17 protein-coding genes and 1 pseudogene are annotated in these 16,040 nt (G+C 67.7%); 10 read left to right on the top strand and 8 right to left on the bottom strand.

The window, feature by feature from the left end:
• The first annotated feature begins 120 nt into the window (after window positions 1–120).
• From NS2_RS31420 to NS2_RS31410, 3 genes are read left to right on the top strand one after another with little or no spacing between them, the layout of a single operon-like run.
• Complete coding sequence (locus NS2_RS31420) at window positions 121–759, top strand: methyltransferase domain-containing protein (protein WP_052087076.1); 639 nt, start codon at window positions 121–123, stop codon at window positions 757–759.
• Between the two features lie 58 nt (window positions 760–817).
• Entirely contained in the window at window positions 818–1,018 is a 201-nt protein-coding gene (locus NS2_RS31415) for a hypothetical protein (RefSeq protein ID WP_033091528.1), read from the top strand.
• Between the two features lie 13 nt (window positions 1,019–1,031).
• Window positions 1,032–2,045 (top strand): zinc-binding alcohol dehydrogenase family protein, encoded by a 1,014-nt coding sequence (locus NS2_RS31410; protein WP_033091533.1) that lies wholly within the window; start codon window positions 1,032–1,034, stop codon window positions 2,043–2,045.
• Here NS2_RS31410 and NS2_RS31405 read toward each other — a convergent pair.
• Window positions 2,029–2,886 (bottom strand): cyclopropane mycolic acid synthase family methyltransferase, encoded by an 858-nt coding sequence (locus tag NS2_RS31405; RefSeq protein ID WP_033091529.1) that lies wholly within the window; start codon window positions 2,884–2,886, stop codon window positions 2,029–2,031. The two genes, NS2_RS31410 and NS2_RS31405, sit on opposite strands and share 17 nt — an antisense overlap.
• A 299-nt stretch (window positions 2,887–3,185) precedes the next feature.
• On the opposite strand from NS2_RS31405, the gene NS2_RS31400 reads away from it, so the two are divergent.
• Together NS2_RS31400 and NS2_RS31395 are read left to right on the top strand one after the other, a co-directional pair.
• Window positions 3,186–4,016: an expansin EXLX1 family cellulose-binding protein gene (locus NS2_RS31400; protein ID WP_033091530.1), complete on the top strand. Its 831-nt coding sequence runs from the start codon at window positions 3,186–3,188 to the stop codon at window positions 4,014–4,016.
• 84 nt (window positions 4,017–4,100) lie between these two features.
• Window positions 4,101–5,024 carry an alpha/beta fold hydrolase gene (locus NS2_RS31395; protein ID WP_081986457.1) on the top strand — a complete coding sequence of 308 codons (924 nt, stop codon included), beginning with the start codon at window positions 4,101–4,103 and terminating at the stop codon, window positions 5,022–5,024.
• A gap of 1 nt (window position 5,025) precedes the next feature.
• Here the strand turns inward: NS2_RS31395 and NS2_RS31390 are convergent, their stop codons facing one another.
• The gene (locus NS2_RS31390) at window positions 5,026–6,429 is read right to left on the bottom strand and encodes a WS/DGAT/MGAT family O-acyltransferase (protein WP_033091531.1); all 1,404 of its coding nucleotides are present in this window, start codon (window positions 6,427–6,429) and stop codon (window positions 5,026–5,028) included.
• A 268-nt stretch (window positions 6,430–6,697) separates the two neighbouring features.
• Here NS2_RS31390 and NS2_RS31385 point away from each other — a divergent pair.
• Window positions 6,698–7,348, top strand: a pseudogene (locus NS2_RS31385) (cutinase family protein).
• Window positions 7,349–7,553: 205 nt separating this feature from the next.
• Here the strand turns inward: NS2_RS31385 and NS2_RS31380 are convergent.
• The gene (locus tag NS2_RS31380) at window positions 7,554–9,581 is read right to left on the bottom strand and encodes an SDR family oxidoreductase (RefSeq protein WP_147207383.1); all 2,028 of its coding nucleotides are present in this window, start codon (window positions 9,579–9,581) and stop codon (window positions 7,554–7,556) included.
• Between the two features lie 523 nt (window positions 9,582–10,104).
• Here NS2_RS31380 and NS2_RS31375 point away from each other — a divergent pair.
• A complete protein-coding gene (locus tag NS2_RS31375; protein WP_033091444.1) occupies window positions 10,105–10,623 on the top strand; it encodes a Uma2 family endonuclease in 519 nt (172 codons plus the stop codon).
• A 41-nt stretch (window positions 10,624–10,664) separates the two neighbouring features.
• Window positions 10,665–11,165 (top strand): methyltransferase family protein, encoded by a 501-nt coding sequence (locus tag NS2_RS31370; protein ID WP_033091451.1) that lies wholly within the window; start codon window positions 10,665–10,667, stop codon window positions 11,163–11,165.
• A gap of 7 nt (window positions 11,166–11,172) precedes the next feature.
• On the opposite strand, the gene NS2_RS31365 is transcribed toward NS2_RS31370, so the two are convergent.
• Window positions 11,173–11,430, bottom strand: coding sequence for a hypothetical protein (locus NS2_RS31365; RefSeq protein WP_143161355.1), 258 nt, complete (start codon window positions 11,428–11,430; stop codon window positions 11,173–11,175).
• 310 nt (window positions 11,431–11,740) lie between these two features.
• On the opposite strand from NS2_RS31365, the gene NS2_RS31360 reads away from it, so the two are divergent.
• Window positions 11,741–12,505 carry a GNAT family N-acetyltransferase gene (locus tag NS2_RS31360; protein ID WP_045440252.1) on the top strand — a complete coding sequence of 255 codons (765 nt, stop codon included), beginning with the start codon at window positions 11,741–11,743 and terminating at the stop codon, window positions 12,503–12,505.
• Entirely contained in the window at window positions 12,502–12,726 is a 225-nt protein-coding gene (infA, locus tag NS2_RS31355) for a translation initiation factor IF-1 (protein WP_033091446.1), read from the top strand. Before NS2_RS31360 ends, infA begins: the two co-directional genes overlap by 4 nt.
• A gap of 54 nt (window positions 12,727–12,780) precedes the next feature.
• Here the strand turns inward: infA and NS2_RS31350 are convergent, their stop codons facing one another.
• The 4 genes from NS2_RS31350 to NS2_RS31335 all read right to left on the bottom strand — a co-directional run bounded on the left by NS2_RS31350 (window position 12,781) and on the right by NS2_RS31335 (window position 15,939).
• Complete coding sequence (locus tag NS2_RS31350) at window positions 12,781–13,641, bottom strand: amidohydrolase family protein (RefSeq protein WP_033091447.1); 861 nt, start codon at window positions 13,639–13,641, stop codon at window positions 12,781–12,783.
• 11 nt (window positions 13,642–13,652) lie between these two features.
• The gene (locus NS2_RS31345; RefSeq protein WP_033091448.1) at window positions 13,653–14,387 is read right to left on the bottom strand and encodes an SDR family NAD(P)-dependent oxidoreductase; all 735 of its coding nucleotides are present in this window, start codon (window positions 14,385–14,387) and stop codon (window positions 13,653–13,655) included.
• Between the two features lie 37 nt (window positions 14,388–14,424).
• Window positions 14,425–15,558, bottom strand: a complete 1,134-nt coding sequence (locus NS2_RS31340; protein WP_373867339.1) for a glycosyltransferase family 4 protein — start codon at window positions 15,556–15,558, stop codon at window positions 14,425–14,427.
• Window positions 15,559–15,687: 129 nt separating this feature from the next.
• Entirely contained in the window at window positions 15,688–15,939 is a 252-nt protein-coding gene (locus tag NS2_RS31335; protein WP_045440255.1) for a hypothetical protein, read from the bottom strand.
• Window positions 15,940–16,040 lie beyond the last annotated feature (101 nt).

The raw sequence follows: 16,040 nt of genomic DNA, 5'->3' as shown, positions 1-16,040 counted from the left end.
GGACACTAGGATTCCGGTCGCTGTGGACTTGCTGTGCCACGCTGCGCCCCGCCTCCCGCGGCTGATCAGGACCCGCGCGGATCGGTGCTATGTTCGCCAGGGACGGGGAGGAGATCGACTGTGGGAGTCGGGGACACCGGCCGGGTGCGAGCGCGGCTGGAACGCGCGGCGATCGAGCGGGCCGAACGCATCACCGATCGGATCGGGCGGCATGTGCGCGCCGCCGGTCGGGTGCTCGATGTCGGTTCCGGCACCGGGCACAATGCCGCCGCGTTGCGTGCGAGCACCGGGCTGGACGTGGTCGAAACCGATGTGGTGGATATGCACGTGGTGGGCGCGGGCCCGGTGCTGTGCGCCGATGGCGTACTGCCGTTCGCGGATGACGCGTTCGGCGCGGCGCTGGTGCTGCAGGTACTGCAATTCCCCGCCGATCCCGCGGCCGTGCTGGCCGAGGCGGCACGGGTAGCGCCACGGGTGCTGGTCCTGCAATCCACCACCGGGGGAATCCCGGGCCCAGCGGCCCTGGTGCTCCGCGGATTCCTCTTCGGCCGCTTGGCCTTTCAACTGAGCCGACTGGTCGGCTTCATCGATTCCGGCATGTCCGCCGGTGTCGCCCTCCACGTCCGCCGGGTGCTGTCGCGCGACGATGTCCGCGCCGCCGCCCGCGCGGCGAGCCTGACCGAGATCGCCTTCGAACCCGACCGCTCCCCGGTCCCCTTCGGCGGCCACGACCTGTTCGTCTTCGAGCGAGCCCGATGACCGTCTCCGTCATCGTCCCCGCCCGCAACGAGCGGGCGGCGCTCGGCGCACCCCGACCATGGTCGATCTCATTGCCATGGTCACGGCCACGGCATGTCTCGACGCGGCGACCGCCCGAGCCCTCGTCGCCGAGGCGTCGGCCGCCGCCGGCTCGGCCTCGGTCCTCGCCCGAACCCCGCTGACCGGCCCGGTCCTCGGTGGTCTGCGCCGGGCGCTGCTCGCCGTGCTCGACCCGCCGCGCCGGGTTCGGCAGACTTGATCGCATGCTGACGATGAATGCTTGGCAGGTGATGGAGCCGCGGCCGATCGACGCGGGGCCGCTGGTGTTCGGGCGGTTGGCGGTTCCGGAGCCGCAGGCCGGTGAATTGCTGGTGCGGGTGCTGGCGTGCGGCGTGTGCCGGACCGACCTGCATGTGGCCGAGGGGGACCTCGCGGTGCATCGGGCCGGGGTGGTGCCGGGGCACGAGGTCGTCGGGGAGGTCGTGCGGGTCGGGGAGGGCGCGGGCGGGGAGTTCGCGGTGGGGGATCGGGTGGGGATCGCCTGGTTGCGGCACACCTGCGGGGTGTGCCGGTACTGCTTGCGCGGCAATGAGAACCTGTGCCCGCAGTCGCGGTACACGGGCTGGGATGCTGACGGGGGATACGCCGAATTCGCCACCGTGCCTGCGGATTACGCGCTGCCGCTGCCGGCGGGCTATGCCGATACCGAGCTCGCGCCGCTGCTGTGCGCGGGGATCATCGGGTATCGGGCCCTGAAGCGGGCCGCGGTGCCCGAGGGCGGGCGGCTGGGGATCTACGGGTTCGGGGGCAGCGCGCATCTGGCGGCGCAGGTGGCGCTGGCGCAGGGGGCGGAGGTGCACGTGATGACCCGGGACGAGTCGGCGCGGGAGCTGGCGCTGAAGCTCGGCGCGGCGTCGGCGCAGGGAGCCGCGGACGCGCCGCCGGTGCCGCTGGATTCGGCGATTCTCTTCGCGCCGGTCGGGGATCTGGTGCTGCCGGCCATGGCGGCGCTGGATCGGGGCGGGGTCCTGTCCATCGCCGGGATCCATCTCAGCGATATCCCGGTGCTGAACTATCAGCGGCACCTGTTCCAGGAGCGCGAGATTCGTTCGGTCACCGCCAATACCCGCGTCGACGCCCGGGAGTTCCTGGACTTCGCCGGACGCCACCGGCTCGAGGTGACGGTGCGGCCCTATCCGCTGGCCGAAGCCGATCGGGCGCTGAGCGATCTGGCCCACGGCCGCTTCGCGGGGGCCGCGGTGCTGGTGCCTACTTCTGCAGCGTGAACTGCATGACGTCGAGGTGACCGGCGCGGAAGTAGTGGGCGCAGCCGGCGAGGTACCGCAGGTAGCGCTGATAGACCTCCTCGGAGGTCAGGTGCACCGCCTCGGCGTGGTGGCTCTCCAGGGCCTGCGCCCACAGGTCCAGGGTGCGGGCGTAATGCGGGCGCAGCGCCTGGATGCGGGTGGCGCGGAAGCCCGCCGCCTCGGCGTTGGAGGTGACCGAATCGGGTTGCGGGAGCTGGCCGCCGGGGAAGATCTCACGCTTGATGAAGATGTGGAACAGCGCGTCCTCGCGGGTGACGGGGATATCGGCGGCGCGCAGCTCGGCGAGGGTGTGGCCGATGATGGTGTGCAGCAGCATCCGGCCGTCGGCGGGGAGCAGCCGGTGGCAGCGGGTGAAGAACTCGGCGTAGCGCTGCTTGCGGAAGTGCTCGAAGGCGCCGATGCTGACGATCCGGTCGGCGGTGCCCTCGAATTCCTCCCAACCCTGCAGGCGCACTTCGGCTTCGGTGATGCCCAGCTCGCGCAGCATGCCCTGGACGTAGTCGAATTGATTGCGGCTCAGGGTGAGTCCGATGACGCGCACGCCGTAGGTGAGCACCGCCCGGATCATGTTCGAACCCCAGCCGCAGCCGATGTCGAGCAGGGTCATGCCCGGCTCGAGTCCCAGTTTGCCGAGCGCCAGGTCGATCTTGGCCCGCTGTGCCTCCTCCAGGCTCATGCCCGCCCGCTCGAAGAACGCGCAACTGTAGGTCATGGAGGGGTCGAGGAACAGCGAGTAGAAGTCGTCGGACAGGTCGTAGTGGGATTGCACCTGCCGGTAGAAGGGTGCGAGCTGGGCCATGGCGGAACTCTCCTGTGGCGGGCCGACATCCGCGGATGGGCGCACGGGGTGGACATCAGGACATACGAGGCACAGCGGCCGTCGGTTCTAGATCCATGACACACCGGCAACACGCCGGGTTTTCACTCCGAGTTTCCGATTCGAGCCCTGCGTAACGGCGGTGACTGCTTTCCTGATGTGGAGTGCAGCATCGCTTCAGCAAACACAATTCGGAGGGTTGGGGACCGGCCATGCACCGCACCGGACACGAAGAGGTCCAAACAGGCAGGCCATGGTTGTGGACGATCTTAGCGGGAGCGGTGGCGGTCGGACTGACCACGTGGTGGATCAGGCCGCAGTCCCTGAGCTGTCCTACCGCCCCACCCATCACAACGGTCATCACCCTTCCCGCCGCCGCGTCGAGTTCGGTTACTCCCCAGCAGATTCAGGCCCCGGAACCGCAACCGGCCGCCGAACCGGGTGAGGCCAGGTTCTACGCCTTCAATCAGGGCGTGGCCTGCTCCCTGCCCGACCTGCCGCCGGACGGCTACTACGTCGGGGTCCCGACCGGTCGATACGAGGGGTCGGCCCCGTGCGGCTCCTACATCGACATCGACGGCCCACTCGGGAGCGTGCGCGCCGAGATCGTGGACCGCTGCCCCGGCTGCGGCCCCGATCAATACGATTTGAGCCGTTCGGCTTTCGAGGCCATCGCCAATTCCACCGACGGCGTCGCCCCGATCCGGCTCAGCCGTGTCCGGGACCCGAATCCGGCCCCCGAACGCGTCTACCGCATCCAGCAGAGCTCCTCGCCGAGCTGGGTCGGAATCCTGTTCTCCGGCAGCGGGAATCCCATTGCGCAAGTCTCCTTGCGCGCGGATTCGGGCGGCGACTACCTGCCGCTGCGCCGCGGCTACGACAACTACTGGACCATCTCGGGCGCGGGCGCGGGCCCGTTCACCGCCGAGATCACCGAAATCTACGGCCACGCCGCCTTCGTCTCCGGCGTCACGGTCGACCCGGGGCAGATGCGGCACACCGGAATTCGCCTCTACGAGATCCCGGCCGAGCAGCCCGCCACCCCGTCCCCGCCCGCCACCCCGGTGGTCGTGACCACGGTCATCCCCGCCTCCGCGGAGTGCAAGCCGTAACCCGCCGCCTGCCTCCCGGTATGGCATCATCAAGTGAAACGTGTTCCATTTCGACCGCCGAGGCGGTGAGCCGGGAGGCTTTCGATGACGAACCCCAGCTTGGACCTGACCACGCCGAACGCCGAGCCCCGCGGGGGTCGCCGCCTGTCACCGCGGATCTCCCGATTGACCGAGGTGCCTCAGGGTTCGATGGTGGAGCTGCCCGGCCGCGGCACCACCTACGTGGTGGACCTGCCCGGCCCGGCCCCCGACGCCCCGGCGGTGCTGCTGCTGCACGGCATGGCCACCACCGCCATGCTGAACTGGTTCCCGAGCCTGCGCGAACTCAACGAGCGCTACCGCGTGGTCCTGTTCGACCAGCGCTGGCACGGCCACGGAATCCGTTCCGAGCGTTTCGATCTCGATGATCTGGCCGATGACGTGATCGCGGTCGCCGACGCGGTGGGCATCGAACGACCGATTCTGGCGGGCTATTCCATGGGCGGCGTGGTCGCGCAATTGGTCGCGCACCGGCATCCGGATCGGGTGGGCGGGCTGGTGCTGGCCGCCACCACCTACCGCTTCCAGGAGAAGTGGCGCGAGCGTGCCTTCCATCGCGGCTGGGCGGCCACCGCGACGCTGTTCTCCGAATGGTCTTTCCGCCGCGCCGAACTGCGCCGCGACAAACTGCCGGTGCTGCCGGATTCCTCGTGGCCGGTGGGACGCATGGACCGCTGGGCCATGACGGAACTGCGGGCCACCAGCGGCTGGGCGCTCGCGCAGGCGCTCGTGGTGCTGGGACGATTCGATTCGTCGGCATGGCTGCCGACCCTGAAGGCGCCGACGGCGGTGGTGATCACCACGCGGGATCGGGCCCTGCCCGTCTTCCGTCAGCTGGAGATGGCGAAAGCGATTCCGGGAGCGCAGATCTTCCTCGCCAAGGCCGGTCACGCGGCCTGCGCACTCGAGGCGGACGTCTTTGTCCCGGTGTTCCTCGAGGCCGTTGGATCTGTGGTGGATCGGTTGTAGCTCAGGCCTTTTCGCGGGCGGCCTTGAGGAGTTCGGTGATCACCTCGGGGACGGCGTCGGCAATGGCATCGACGTCCGGCACCAGTTCCTTGCAGGCGATGAAACCGAAGTCCAGGTGCCCGTTATTGGATATCACCGTGGCCGTCAGGCCCGCGCCGTGGAACACCGGACCGAACGGATACATCGAGTCCACCCGCACGCCCAGGAAATACATGGGGAAGTTGGGTCCGGGCACGTTCGACACCACCAGGTTGTGCACCACCGGGTGATGCTCGGCCAGCTTGAACGACGAATACGCCCGCGCGGCCAGCTGGAAGGTGTTGGGCGGTGCGTACTTCGCCCAGTCCTGCAGGAAGTCGGCCCCGATGAGGTTGTGCTCCTCCTTCGCGCCGCGATTGTCCTCGGCGATGGCCAGCATGCGCGCCACCGGATTCTCGATATCGGTGTAGAGCCGGGAGAAGATGGTGGACACCTTGTTGGTGCCCTCCTCGTGGCGTGAGGTCTCGTGGGTGGACACCGGAACCGAGGCCAGCAGTGAGGTTTCGGGCAGTTCGTCGTGCAGTTCGAGGTAGCTGCGCAGGGCCCCGCCGACCACGGCCAGCACCACGTCGTTGACCTTCACGCCGAAGGCGGTCTTTATCTCCTTGATATCCGACAGCTCGGTCTGCACGAAGGAGATGGCGCGATGCGGGGTGATAGCTCGATTGAACGGCGTGCGCGGCGCGGTGAAAGGCAGTGGCATGCCGCGGCTTCCGGTACCGCGCCGACGCTGAACCAGACCGCCCAGAATGCCGACGGTCTGGGGCACCATGCCGAACATGCCGAGCCGGCCCGGGAGCTTCAGCAGCGCCTCACCGGCCAGCCGCAGATCATTGGGTTCCGATTCGGCGGCAACGGCTTCCGGCGCGGGCGGCCGGTAGCTCACCCCGGGCTCCGTATCGCACAGGTGCATCATCATGTTCGTGCCGGTGATGCCGTCCACGATGGCGTGGTGGTACTTCGAGATGACCGCCACCTTGCCGTGCGGCAGGCCCTCGACCACCCACATCTCCCACAGCGGGCGATTGCGGTCCAGGGGTCGTCCGGCGATGTCGGCGGCCAGTTCGGCCAGCCCCTTGTTCCCGGCCCCGCTCGGCAGCGTCAGCCGCCGGACGTGGTAGTCGAGATCGAAGTTCGAATCCCGCACCCACACCGGATGATCGAGGTTGAAGGGCACCGCGTGCAGCCGTCGCGTCATGGCGGGAATGAGGTGCAGCCGCCGCGCGAGCTCGGCCTTGAAGGCCTCGTGGTCGTAGCTCGCCCCGTCGGCGGTGGGATCGAGTATCAGCATTGCGCAGACGTGCAGCAGCTGGGTGTCTGTTTCGAGATAGAGGAAGCTCGCGTCGAGCCCGGTAAGTCGTTCCATACCAACACACTATGAGAACTGGTTCCATTTTGCGCGCGGTTCGCGGTGTGCTTCGAATCCCATCCGATGCCGATTCGTAGCCCCAAAATAGCACGTAGATAACAAGTTTCATGATGAAACGGTTGGGTACCAATTAGGTGACTCTCCAGTAGAATTCGTTGCCGCGTAGTTCGCCCGTTCCTACCTTGGGTCACATAGCCCGGTGATCAGTCTCTAGTCAATGACAAGAGTCACCGGGCTTCTCACAACGACGTGAGAGGTGAGGACAATGGGCGACCGGAAGGTGCTGCGGCCTGGAAAATGGCGTACGGCTTGCGGTTTGGCGGCGATGGTGACCATCGCCGCGACCGTGTTCGTGCCACAGTCGACAGCCCACGCGGCGGGATGCGCCGCGGTGGATGTCGTAGTGGCCAGGGGCACAGGCGAACCCGGCTGGCTCGGCGATCAGATCGGCGATCCGCTCTACGGCATGCTGGCGGACCGGTTGCCCGCCTCGATCAGCGCGTACCGCGTGAACTACCCCGCCGCCTACTCCTTCAATGTGGGCGCGGGCAGCGCGGATCTGGTGTCGCACATGATCGCAGCCGCCGCCGCGTGCCCGGGCCAGGAGTTCATCCTGGTCGGCTACTCACAGGGCGCGGCCGTCGTGCACGCGGCGCTGGGCACCGGCGCGGTGAACTGGTACCCGGGCCGAGTCCAGCTGCCCGGTGACATCGGCGCCCGCGTCGCAGCGGTCCTGCTCTTCGGCGACCCGGTGCGCGGCGTGGGAGGAAACGTCCCCGGCGAGTACTCATGACGTACCGGAGACTGGTGCGTCGGCGGCGATCCCGTCTGCGGCGCGGGCGTCAACGCCAACGCCCACGTCGCCTACGGCAGCGACCTGGTGGACGCGGTGAACTTCGCCGCCGACCACCTCTGATCCCGGGAGGGGAAAGGGCCCGACCCTCGGGCGGTTTCGACGGACACATCCGAAATCCCAGGGCGGGTCCTGGTATCCGTGGCCGTGGGGGCGTTAGGTGTTACGGCACTTAGGGCTCCTGTCCCACCTCGGCCACGCGGGTACCGAAGGGTTCGGCCCGGCGTGCTGTTCCACGCCGGGCCGAACTTCATTGCGGGTAACCGAATTACCAGTGCATGCCGGGAATCCGGTTGGTGATGCGGGCCGCGGGGGCGGGCAGGCCCATGAGGGGCTGCACGATCGGGGCCAGGGCCAGCAGCGGGCTGCGCGAATCCGACTTCGGGGCATCGGAATCGGGGGCCGTCTCGGGGGCGGGGTGTTCGTTGCGGGCGGCCTTGGATTCGCCGAACATCCGGAAGCCCTGGTGCAGGATGGCGCGCTTGACCGAGGGCATGACGGTGTCCACGAACTGGGCGAAGGTGCCGATCGGGGTGTCGATGCGGCTCGGGCGGTGTTCGAGGGCACGCACCACGATGTCGGCGGCCTGGTCGGGGCTGTGCACCGGTATGGACTTGTAGAGGTCGGTCGGGGCGATCATGGCGGTGCGGACCAGGGGCATGCGCACCGAGGTGAACGTGATTCCGGCATCGGCGTTCTCGACCGCGGCGATCTCGCTGAAGTTGTCCAGGGCCGACTTGCTGGCCACGTAGGCCGCGAAGCGCGGCACCTTGGTCTGCACGGCGATCGAGGAGATGTTCACGAAGTGGCCGAAGCGACGCTCCCGCATGGACGGCAGCAGCGCCAGGATCAGCCGCACCGCGCCGAAGTAGTTGACCGCCATGGTGCGTTCGAAGTCGTGCATGCGGTCGGTGGAGTTGAGCACCGAGCGGCGGAGCGAGCGGCCCGCGTTGTTCACCACGTAGTCCACGTGGCCGTGATCGGCCAGCACCTGCTTGACCAGCAGCTCCACCGACTTCTCGTCGGTGATGTCGCAGGTGTAGGCCTGTGCCGCACCGCTTTCTGCGCGCACCTGGGCGGCGGCGAGCTCGAGATCCTCCTCGGTGCGGGCCACCATCAGCACGGTCGCGCCGCGGCGGGCCACGGCGTGCGCGGTGGCCAGGCCGATGCCGGTGGACGCGCCGGTGATGAGCACGACGCGGCCCTCCAGACGATCGCCCTCGACTCGGCGGGCGCGGTCGGGATCCAGGTTGGCGCGCCAGTACTTCCACAGGGTGTCGGCGTAGTCCTCGAAGGCGGGGACCTCGATGCCGGTGCCGCGCAGCTGCGCCCGGGTCGACTCGGAGACGAAGGTCGACTCGAAGGAGGTGTGCGGCGCGACCTCGGGCGGAATCCCGAGGCGCTCCAGCAGGAAATCACGCACCGCGGGCACGCCCGGCAGCCCGCCCAGCGCGGTGAGCGCGGTGTGCGAGCCCGGCACGGTGCCGATGGCGGTGGGCGCACCGGCCGCGCGGGCCAGCGCGTTGTAGATCTCGGTGAACGGCTGCGGCTCCGGGTTGGTCAGGTGGAAGGTGCGGCCCACCAGGCCCGGCTTGTTGATCAGCTCGACCATCGCCTCGACCACGTAGTCGACCGGGACGATATTGGTCGAACCCAGATCCGGGATCGGCATGGGCAGCTCCGAGGGCAGCGCACCCAGACCCGCGATGGCGGGGAAGAAGTAGTACGGCCCGTCGATCTTGTCCATCTCGCCGGTGCGGGAATCGCCGACCACGATGGCCGGGCGGTACACCCGCCAGCGCAGGCCCTCGGCCTCGCGCACCATCTTCTCGGCCTCGAACTTGGTGCGGTGGTAGGGCGAGTGCAGGCCCTGGCCCAGGTCGAAATCGTCCTCGAAGAACTTGCCCTTGTGATCGCCGGCGACCGCGACCGAGGACACGTGGTGCAGCGTCGCGCCGAGCCCGAGCGCCAGCTCGATGACCGAGCGGGTGCCCTGCACGTTGGCGGCGTAGGTGACCCGCTCGTCGGCGGTCATGTCGTAGACCGCGCCGAGGTGGATGACGTGATCGGCCTGCGGCGCTTCGTCGGCCAGGCCCAGGCCCGGTGCGGCCAGGTCGCCGACCAGCGGGAACGCGCGGTCTCCGGCACCCCAGCCGTCGGCCATCTCGCGCAGCTTGGCGACCGACGCCTCACGCGTCAGTGCGTGGACCACGGCCTCCGGGTCGCGCTCCAGCAGCGCGGCGACGACGCGCCGGCCCAGGAATCCGGTTCCGCCCGTGACGATGTAGGAAACCATCGTCCCCTCCTTAAGTACGAACTTGTTGGTATCCAACGACGTTCGTCCGACATGCGTCGGTGGATGCGGACGGTGAGTGATTGGCCCCCTAGCAGAATGTCGGGCCGAGGTAGGAACACCTTCGTGCCTAACTAGTGAGTAACTTTACGGATCGCAGGTTGGCCGTTCAACCGGAATGGTCGTTTCGGCGATGTGTGAATGGTCACCTCGGAGCTATCCCAGTTGTTATGTGTAACAACGGGTTTGATGTAACCCCAAGCCCCGGTTGGCAATTCGCTGGCTACTGGTCAAATGTCCTGAGCGTGCGCTCACTTGTTTGTTCTCCGGCCGGTTGCTGGGCCGATCGGCGCATGTCCTTTCTGTCCGAATCGCCCGGCTGAGCGGTAAAGGTGCTGGTGAACGCCTCGTGTGGCCGATGTGAGGTTAAGGTGTTCCAGTCTTATCGACCCGGGGTATCGGAAGGGAGTCGGTCATTCACCCGCTCGATCTGTCCATTCGCCGACTCGACCTGCCCAGTACGGGTGTGCGCACCCGGGCCGAATTCGACACCCTGCCGACGGTGCCGCGGGGCTGGGCCTGGGAATTGCGATCCGGTCGATTGGAGCTGAGCCTCATGCCCGTCACCTTCTGGTATTCGCGGATCGTGTTCCAGGTGCTCGGTTTCTGGCGCGGGCACGGCTACGAAACCGCGTGCGATCAATACGTGGCGGACAGCGGATTCGCCCGCGGCGACATCGGCCAGCACAATTTCGTGGCCGACGGGGTGGTGTTCCAGCCCGGCCATCGGCCCGGCAAGCACAGCACCACCCACGCGCCGGTGACGCTGTTCGCGGTGATCGAGGCGGTCTGGCAGCCGGCGCAGGTGCGTGAGGCCATCGACAAACTCCGCGTCTATTCGATGCTCGGCATTCCGCACTTCTGGATCGTGCGCGGCGATCACGACAGCGAGGATCTCGACGGCTTCGTCAGCATGTACGAATTGGTCGGCGAGGATTACAAGCTCACCGGCAGCCGTCTGGTCTCCGAACTCGACCCGAACTGATCGGCCTCCGGGGCCGGTCGCCATGAATACGATGAGTGTTCATGTTCTCCCGCGCCGCCTGGGGCAGTCTGTTGTTCACCATCCTGGTCCCCGGCACGGTCGCCGGGCTGATCCCGCTACTCATCTCGCGATGGCAAGTCGCACACGACCTTTCGCCGGAGGGTCCGCTGCGTGTCCTCGGCGCAGTGCTGATCGTGGCGGGCCTGCCCATGCTCCTGGGCGCGATCTACCGCTTCGCCAGCGAGGGCCGCGGCACACCCGCCCCCATCGCTCCCACTCGCCAGTTGGTCATCGGCGGCCCCAACCGCTACGTCCGCAACCCCATGTACATGGCGGTGGTTTCGATAATCCTCGGCCAGGCGCTCCTGCTCGGCCGCACCGATCTCCTCTGGTACGGCCTCATCGTCGCAATCGGCCAGGCCCTGTTCGTCCACTTCTACGAGGAACCGACCCTGCACCGCCAATTCGGCGACGACTACGACCGCTACCGAGCCGCCGTCCGAGCCTGGATCCCACGCCGAACCCCTTGGGACGGTTCATAATCCGCCCCTACTCGGGAACGCACCGAACATCCCCATCCGGAACCTGCACGACAACCGTCCACGGCGGACACCGCCGCAGATTCCCCCATTCATCGTGAATGCACGAGTCGTACACGTGACGATCATCGGTCGGAACCCGATCCCCGGTCCGGCACCCCGCCTCGACCGGCATCGCGCCCGCCGCTCCCGCGGCCAGCACGGCCACCGGCACACTCAGCGCCGCACCGGCCAGCACCCCGGCAATATTCATACGAAGTCGCTTCATCGACCCTCCAGCTAGTCCGGCCAGGCCCGATCACCAACCGCCGGGCGACCATCACCCGCCCAGCAAACAAGATCAATATACCAATTGGTATACCGGAGCTGACCCCGGGGGGAGGGCGGGGCGGAAAAGGACTGGGCGGGAGCGGGCTCGGTCTGTTAGCCTGCTGCGGACCGTGACATGCGCGAGGAGGTGAGATCCATGTTGACAGGACCGATGTGGGTGCTCCCGCTCGTCGTCACGGATGAGCGAACGTTGTAACCGGTCGCTCGGAGCGCCTGCCGGATTCGGCATCTCCGAAAGGCGACAAGCGATGAATTCTGTAGATATCAGCCGCGTGGCATTGGGCCGGTGGCATGCCGTGGAGGGCGACCGGGTGGTCGGGCGCGGCGATCTTTCGCGAAGGACCGACGGGCGTCTGTTCGTCAGTATCGACGCATGGCACGACGTGGTTTTCGAGCGGCTCGTGGGGGCGATGCTCGCCACGCTGCGGCGGCCGCTGCATACCGTGGTCGACGAGAGCGATACCGATCTGCTGCGGGCATGGGTGCGGGCCGGTTTCGAGGTCCGGCGGCGCGAGTGGGAGTACCTGGTGCCCACCGATCCGGCGAAAACCGGGCTGCACGTGGTCGATCCGCCGTCCGGCGTCACGATCGTGCCGCTCGGGCACGCGGTGGACAGGCGGCTGCGGGACGTGGACCGGGTGATTCGTGAGGAGGTCGAAGCCACCATCGGGTGGCCGGACATGCCGATCGAGCTCCTGGGTCAGCCGGGTGTGGACACCATCGTCGATCCGTCGAAGTACGCGGCGGCGGCAGAACCGGATGGATACGCCGGGCTGCTGCGGTTGGCGCAAGTGGGCAGGTTGCCGCGGATCGGGCTGATCGCGGTGCGGGCTGATCGGCAGCGTCGGGGCATCGCCCGGGCGATGCTGGCCCACACACTGGGCGGACTGCACGAGCGCGGCATCGACACCGCCACCGCCGAGGTGACCGAGACCAATGCGGCGGCGACCGCACTGTTCGAGGGCATCGGGGCCCGGCGCGTGAACAGCAATCTGGAACTGGTGCTGCGATGACGAAGAACGGAAAGGGCATCGAAATCGACGGCGTCGTCGTGGAGTGCTTGCGCAATGCCAGCTTCACGGTGGAGCTACCGAACGGGCACCAGGTGCTCGCGCACATCAGCGGCAAGATCAGAAAGAACTACATCAAGATCCTGCCGCAGGATCGGGTCCTGGTGGAATTGAGCCCCTATGACCTGACCCGCGGCCGGATTCTGTTCCGGTACCGGACGTAAGCGCAATGGGCGACCGGCTCCGAGCCGGTCGCCCATTGCCCACGTCCGTGTCGCCTACCGCAGGCGGTAGGTGTCGATCGCGTTGGCGCGGTAGAAGAATTCGGCCTCCTGGTCGGTGGCATCGGTGGTGACGATGCGGTCGATCGTGGAGACCAAGTCGGTGTAGGTGCCGGCCAGGGAATCGACGGGCATGTTGGAGGCGAACATCAGGCGTCGCCAACCCCACAGGGAGACACTGGATTCCAGCCAGTATTCGAGGGTGGGCCAGCTCAGGTCGCGGCAGATGAGGCCGAAACCCGAGAGTTTGCACAGCCATTGGGTTTCCTTGGCGGCCAGCGAGATCGCGTTGTGCCAAGCCGTGCGGGCGTCGGAGGAATGCCCCTGCGGGAAGCCGAGATGTTCCAGCACCACGCGCAGTTCGGGGTACCCGGCGAGGAAGTCGATCCAGTCGAGGATCTCGGCGGGCTTGGCCACCAGATCGAATACGCAGTCGTGGTCCTGGAGCCAGCCCGCGATCGCGTCGGCCTCGGGGGTATTGGGGGACAGGCCCGTGAAGACCCGCACCCCACGGAAGCGTTCGGTCTGTGCCTGCTCGTCCAGGTGCTCGATCAGCTCGGATTTGGGCAGCGCCGGATCGACCGCGCCGACGATGGCGAACGGCCGCGGATCCGCGTCGGCAATGCCGTCCACCCAACGGGTTTCGGCCAGGTACGCGTGCGGCTCGGTGGTGGCCGACACGTGCACCAGCCCCGCCACCTCGATCCCGCCACGTCCCCGATCGAAGTCCGGCAGCAGGAAATCGCCTGCGATCTCGGGTTTTCCGGCATCGATGAATCTCGCCAGCCCGGGATACCAGTTGTGCGCGCTGGTTTCCCACAGGTGCATGTGGGCGTCGACGATGGGCATGGTGGGCATGATGGCAACTCCTACTGCATGGTGATGCCGCCGCTGACGCTGATCAGCTGGCCGGTGACGTAGCTGGCTTCCGGGCTTGCCAGCCATGCGATGAGGGAGGCTACTTCGTCCCGGCCCAGGCGTTTGAGGGGGATGGTTTTCTCGAGGGCGGCGAGGATGGCGTGATGGTCGGCCATGGTGTGGGCGACCATGCGGCCCTCGAGTGGGCCCGGGCAGACCACATTGACGGTGACGTCGTGGCGGGCCACCTCGCGGGCGAGGGATTTGGCGAAACCGAAAAGTCCGGATTTGGATGCGGCGTAGACGGTTTCACCGGAGGCCCCGGCACGCGCGCCGTCGGAGGCGACGAACACGATGCGGGCAGACTCGGCGTCGAGCATGCCGGGCAGCAGCAGCTGGGTCAGGCGCATGGGGCCGCGCAGGTTCACCTGGAACATGAGATCCCAGGCCATGGTTCCGGTATCGAGGAACCGTTCCACCACCGCGACCCCGGCGCAGTGCACGACCGTCGAGACCTGTCCGGCGAGTGCGCGCGCGGTCGCGGCAATGCTCTCCTCGCGAGTCAGATCCAGTTCCAGCGCGGTGGCTTCGGATCCCAGCCCGGCCGCGCACTCCCGTGCGCCCTCGGCATCGACATCCGCGACCCACACGGCCCGCCCCGCCGCCGCCAATCGGCGCGCCACCGCCCGCCCGACATCACCCGCCCCACCGGTCACCAACGCGCCGGACACCCCGACACCACCCACTGCTCACCCTGTTCCGCTGTCTCGAATCCCTTCGGATTCAATCAATAGTCGGTCGGCGGGAATTGCGCGAGACAATGTCCGCTATTCGACTGCGAAATGCCCGCGGCCGTCGCAGACCGGTGAGGAACGCCGTCACGATCCGCGCGGATTCGGCCACATCGAAGTCCCGGGCCCGCACCCGCCCGGCATCGGCCAGCTTGGTCCGCAACTCCTGATCGGTGATGAGGGTATCGAGGGCGTGGGTGAGTTCGGCACGGTCACCGGCTCTCACCAGCAGCCCGTTCACACCCGACTCGATGATCTCTTCCGGCCCGCCGGGCCGGGTCGCGATGACCGCGCAACCGGCCATCATCCCCTCGACCACCACCTGACCGAACGGCTCGGGCAGCACCGAGCAGTGCACGAGGATATCGGCGTGGCGCAGATAGGGTTCCGGATCCTCCACGTGCCCGGTAAAGGTGACCGGCAGCCCGAGCGCCGTGGCGTGCACCTCCAGCTCCGCGAGATAGGCCCGCTCCTCGGGCCGGGCACCCCCGACCAGGAAGACCTCGCGCGGAAGGGTTTTCACATCCGCCAGCGCACGCAGGAACAGATCCTGCCCCTTCCACGGCGCGAGGCGACCGACCACGGCGATCACGGTCTCATCGGCCGGGCGTTGTTCCCGCGGTTCTTCGGCGTGCCGCAGCCCGGTGAACTCGACGCCCGGGTACGCGACGACGGCCTGCCGCCGCCAGGTGTAGAGCGCAGCGAGACTGTTCCGGCTGTTCGCGATGACCCCGCGTGCCACCATCCCGCCGAGCAGCCGAATCATCAAGGCCCGTCGGCGGCCGAAGTATTCGGCCGAAATCCGCTGATGCACATGCCATACCAGCGGAACTCGCGCGCGCCGGGCGGCAACCGCACCCAGGAGCAGGGCCTCGGTACTGACCGCGAACAGTACCGTCGCATCGAGCTCGCGCGCGGCCGCGCCGAGCTCCCATCCCAGCCGGAGCGGACCAGAACTGCCTCGTACCAACCGGTTTTCGATGCCCCGCTCGGCCATCAGCCGCAGCATCGGCCCGTCCTCGGTGAACATCACAGCCACCCGCCCGGCAGGCATGGCCGACACCAACCGCAGCGTCGCCAACCCGGCTCCGGAAGGGGACGCGGAGTGCGTCAGGAAAACGGACACCCGAACGGGTTGCGCCAAAACCCTCACCCCCCGGGTCCGTCACCCACATCCGGCCCGCCTGAACGACCCGAAATCCCTTGCAGCGCAAGTATATGCCAATCAAGAGGGAGTCTCGTCGGCCAGCCCCGCTCACGGTTGGTGGTAGCGGCCCCGGGTGGCGAGGGTGCGGCGGCCGCGATCGGTGATCTGCCAGCTGGCGCGCCCACCCCATCTCCGGGCCATGATCAGCCCTCGCGAATTCAGCTTCGACACAGCGTTTCTGGTGCGGCACAGGGTCAATTCGGCGGATTGCGCGATCGCCGCCACCGACAGCACCCCGCCGGGGGCGAGGGAAGCCAGCACCGCGACCTGCGCTTGGTTGAGTCGGGACATGGTTGTCATGCGGCGAGCATGCGGCCCCGCCGTCGACGGATCCGAGAAAAATTGCGAACTGCCAGAACTGCTGTGAAACGCCAGGGCGTGTTGCGATCGACCTAGTGTCG

Origin of the sequence: Nocardia seriolae NBRC 15557, from assembly GCF_007990715.1 — a bacterium.
Classification (GTDB): Bacteria; Actinomycetota; Actinomycetes; order Mycobacteriales; family Mycobacteriaceae; genus Nocardia; species Nocardia seriolae.
This window is presented reverse-complemented; position numbering and strand designations above follow the sequence as displayed.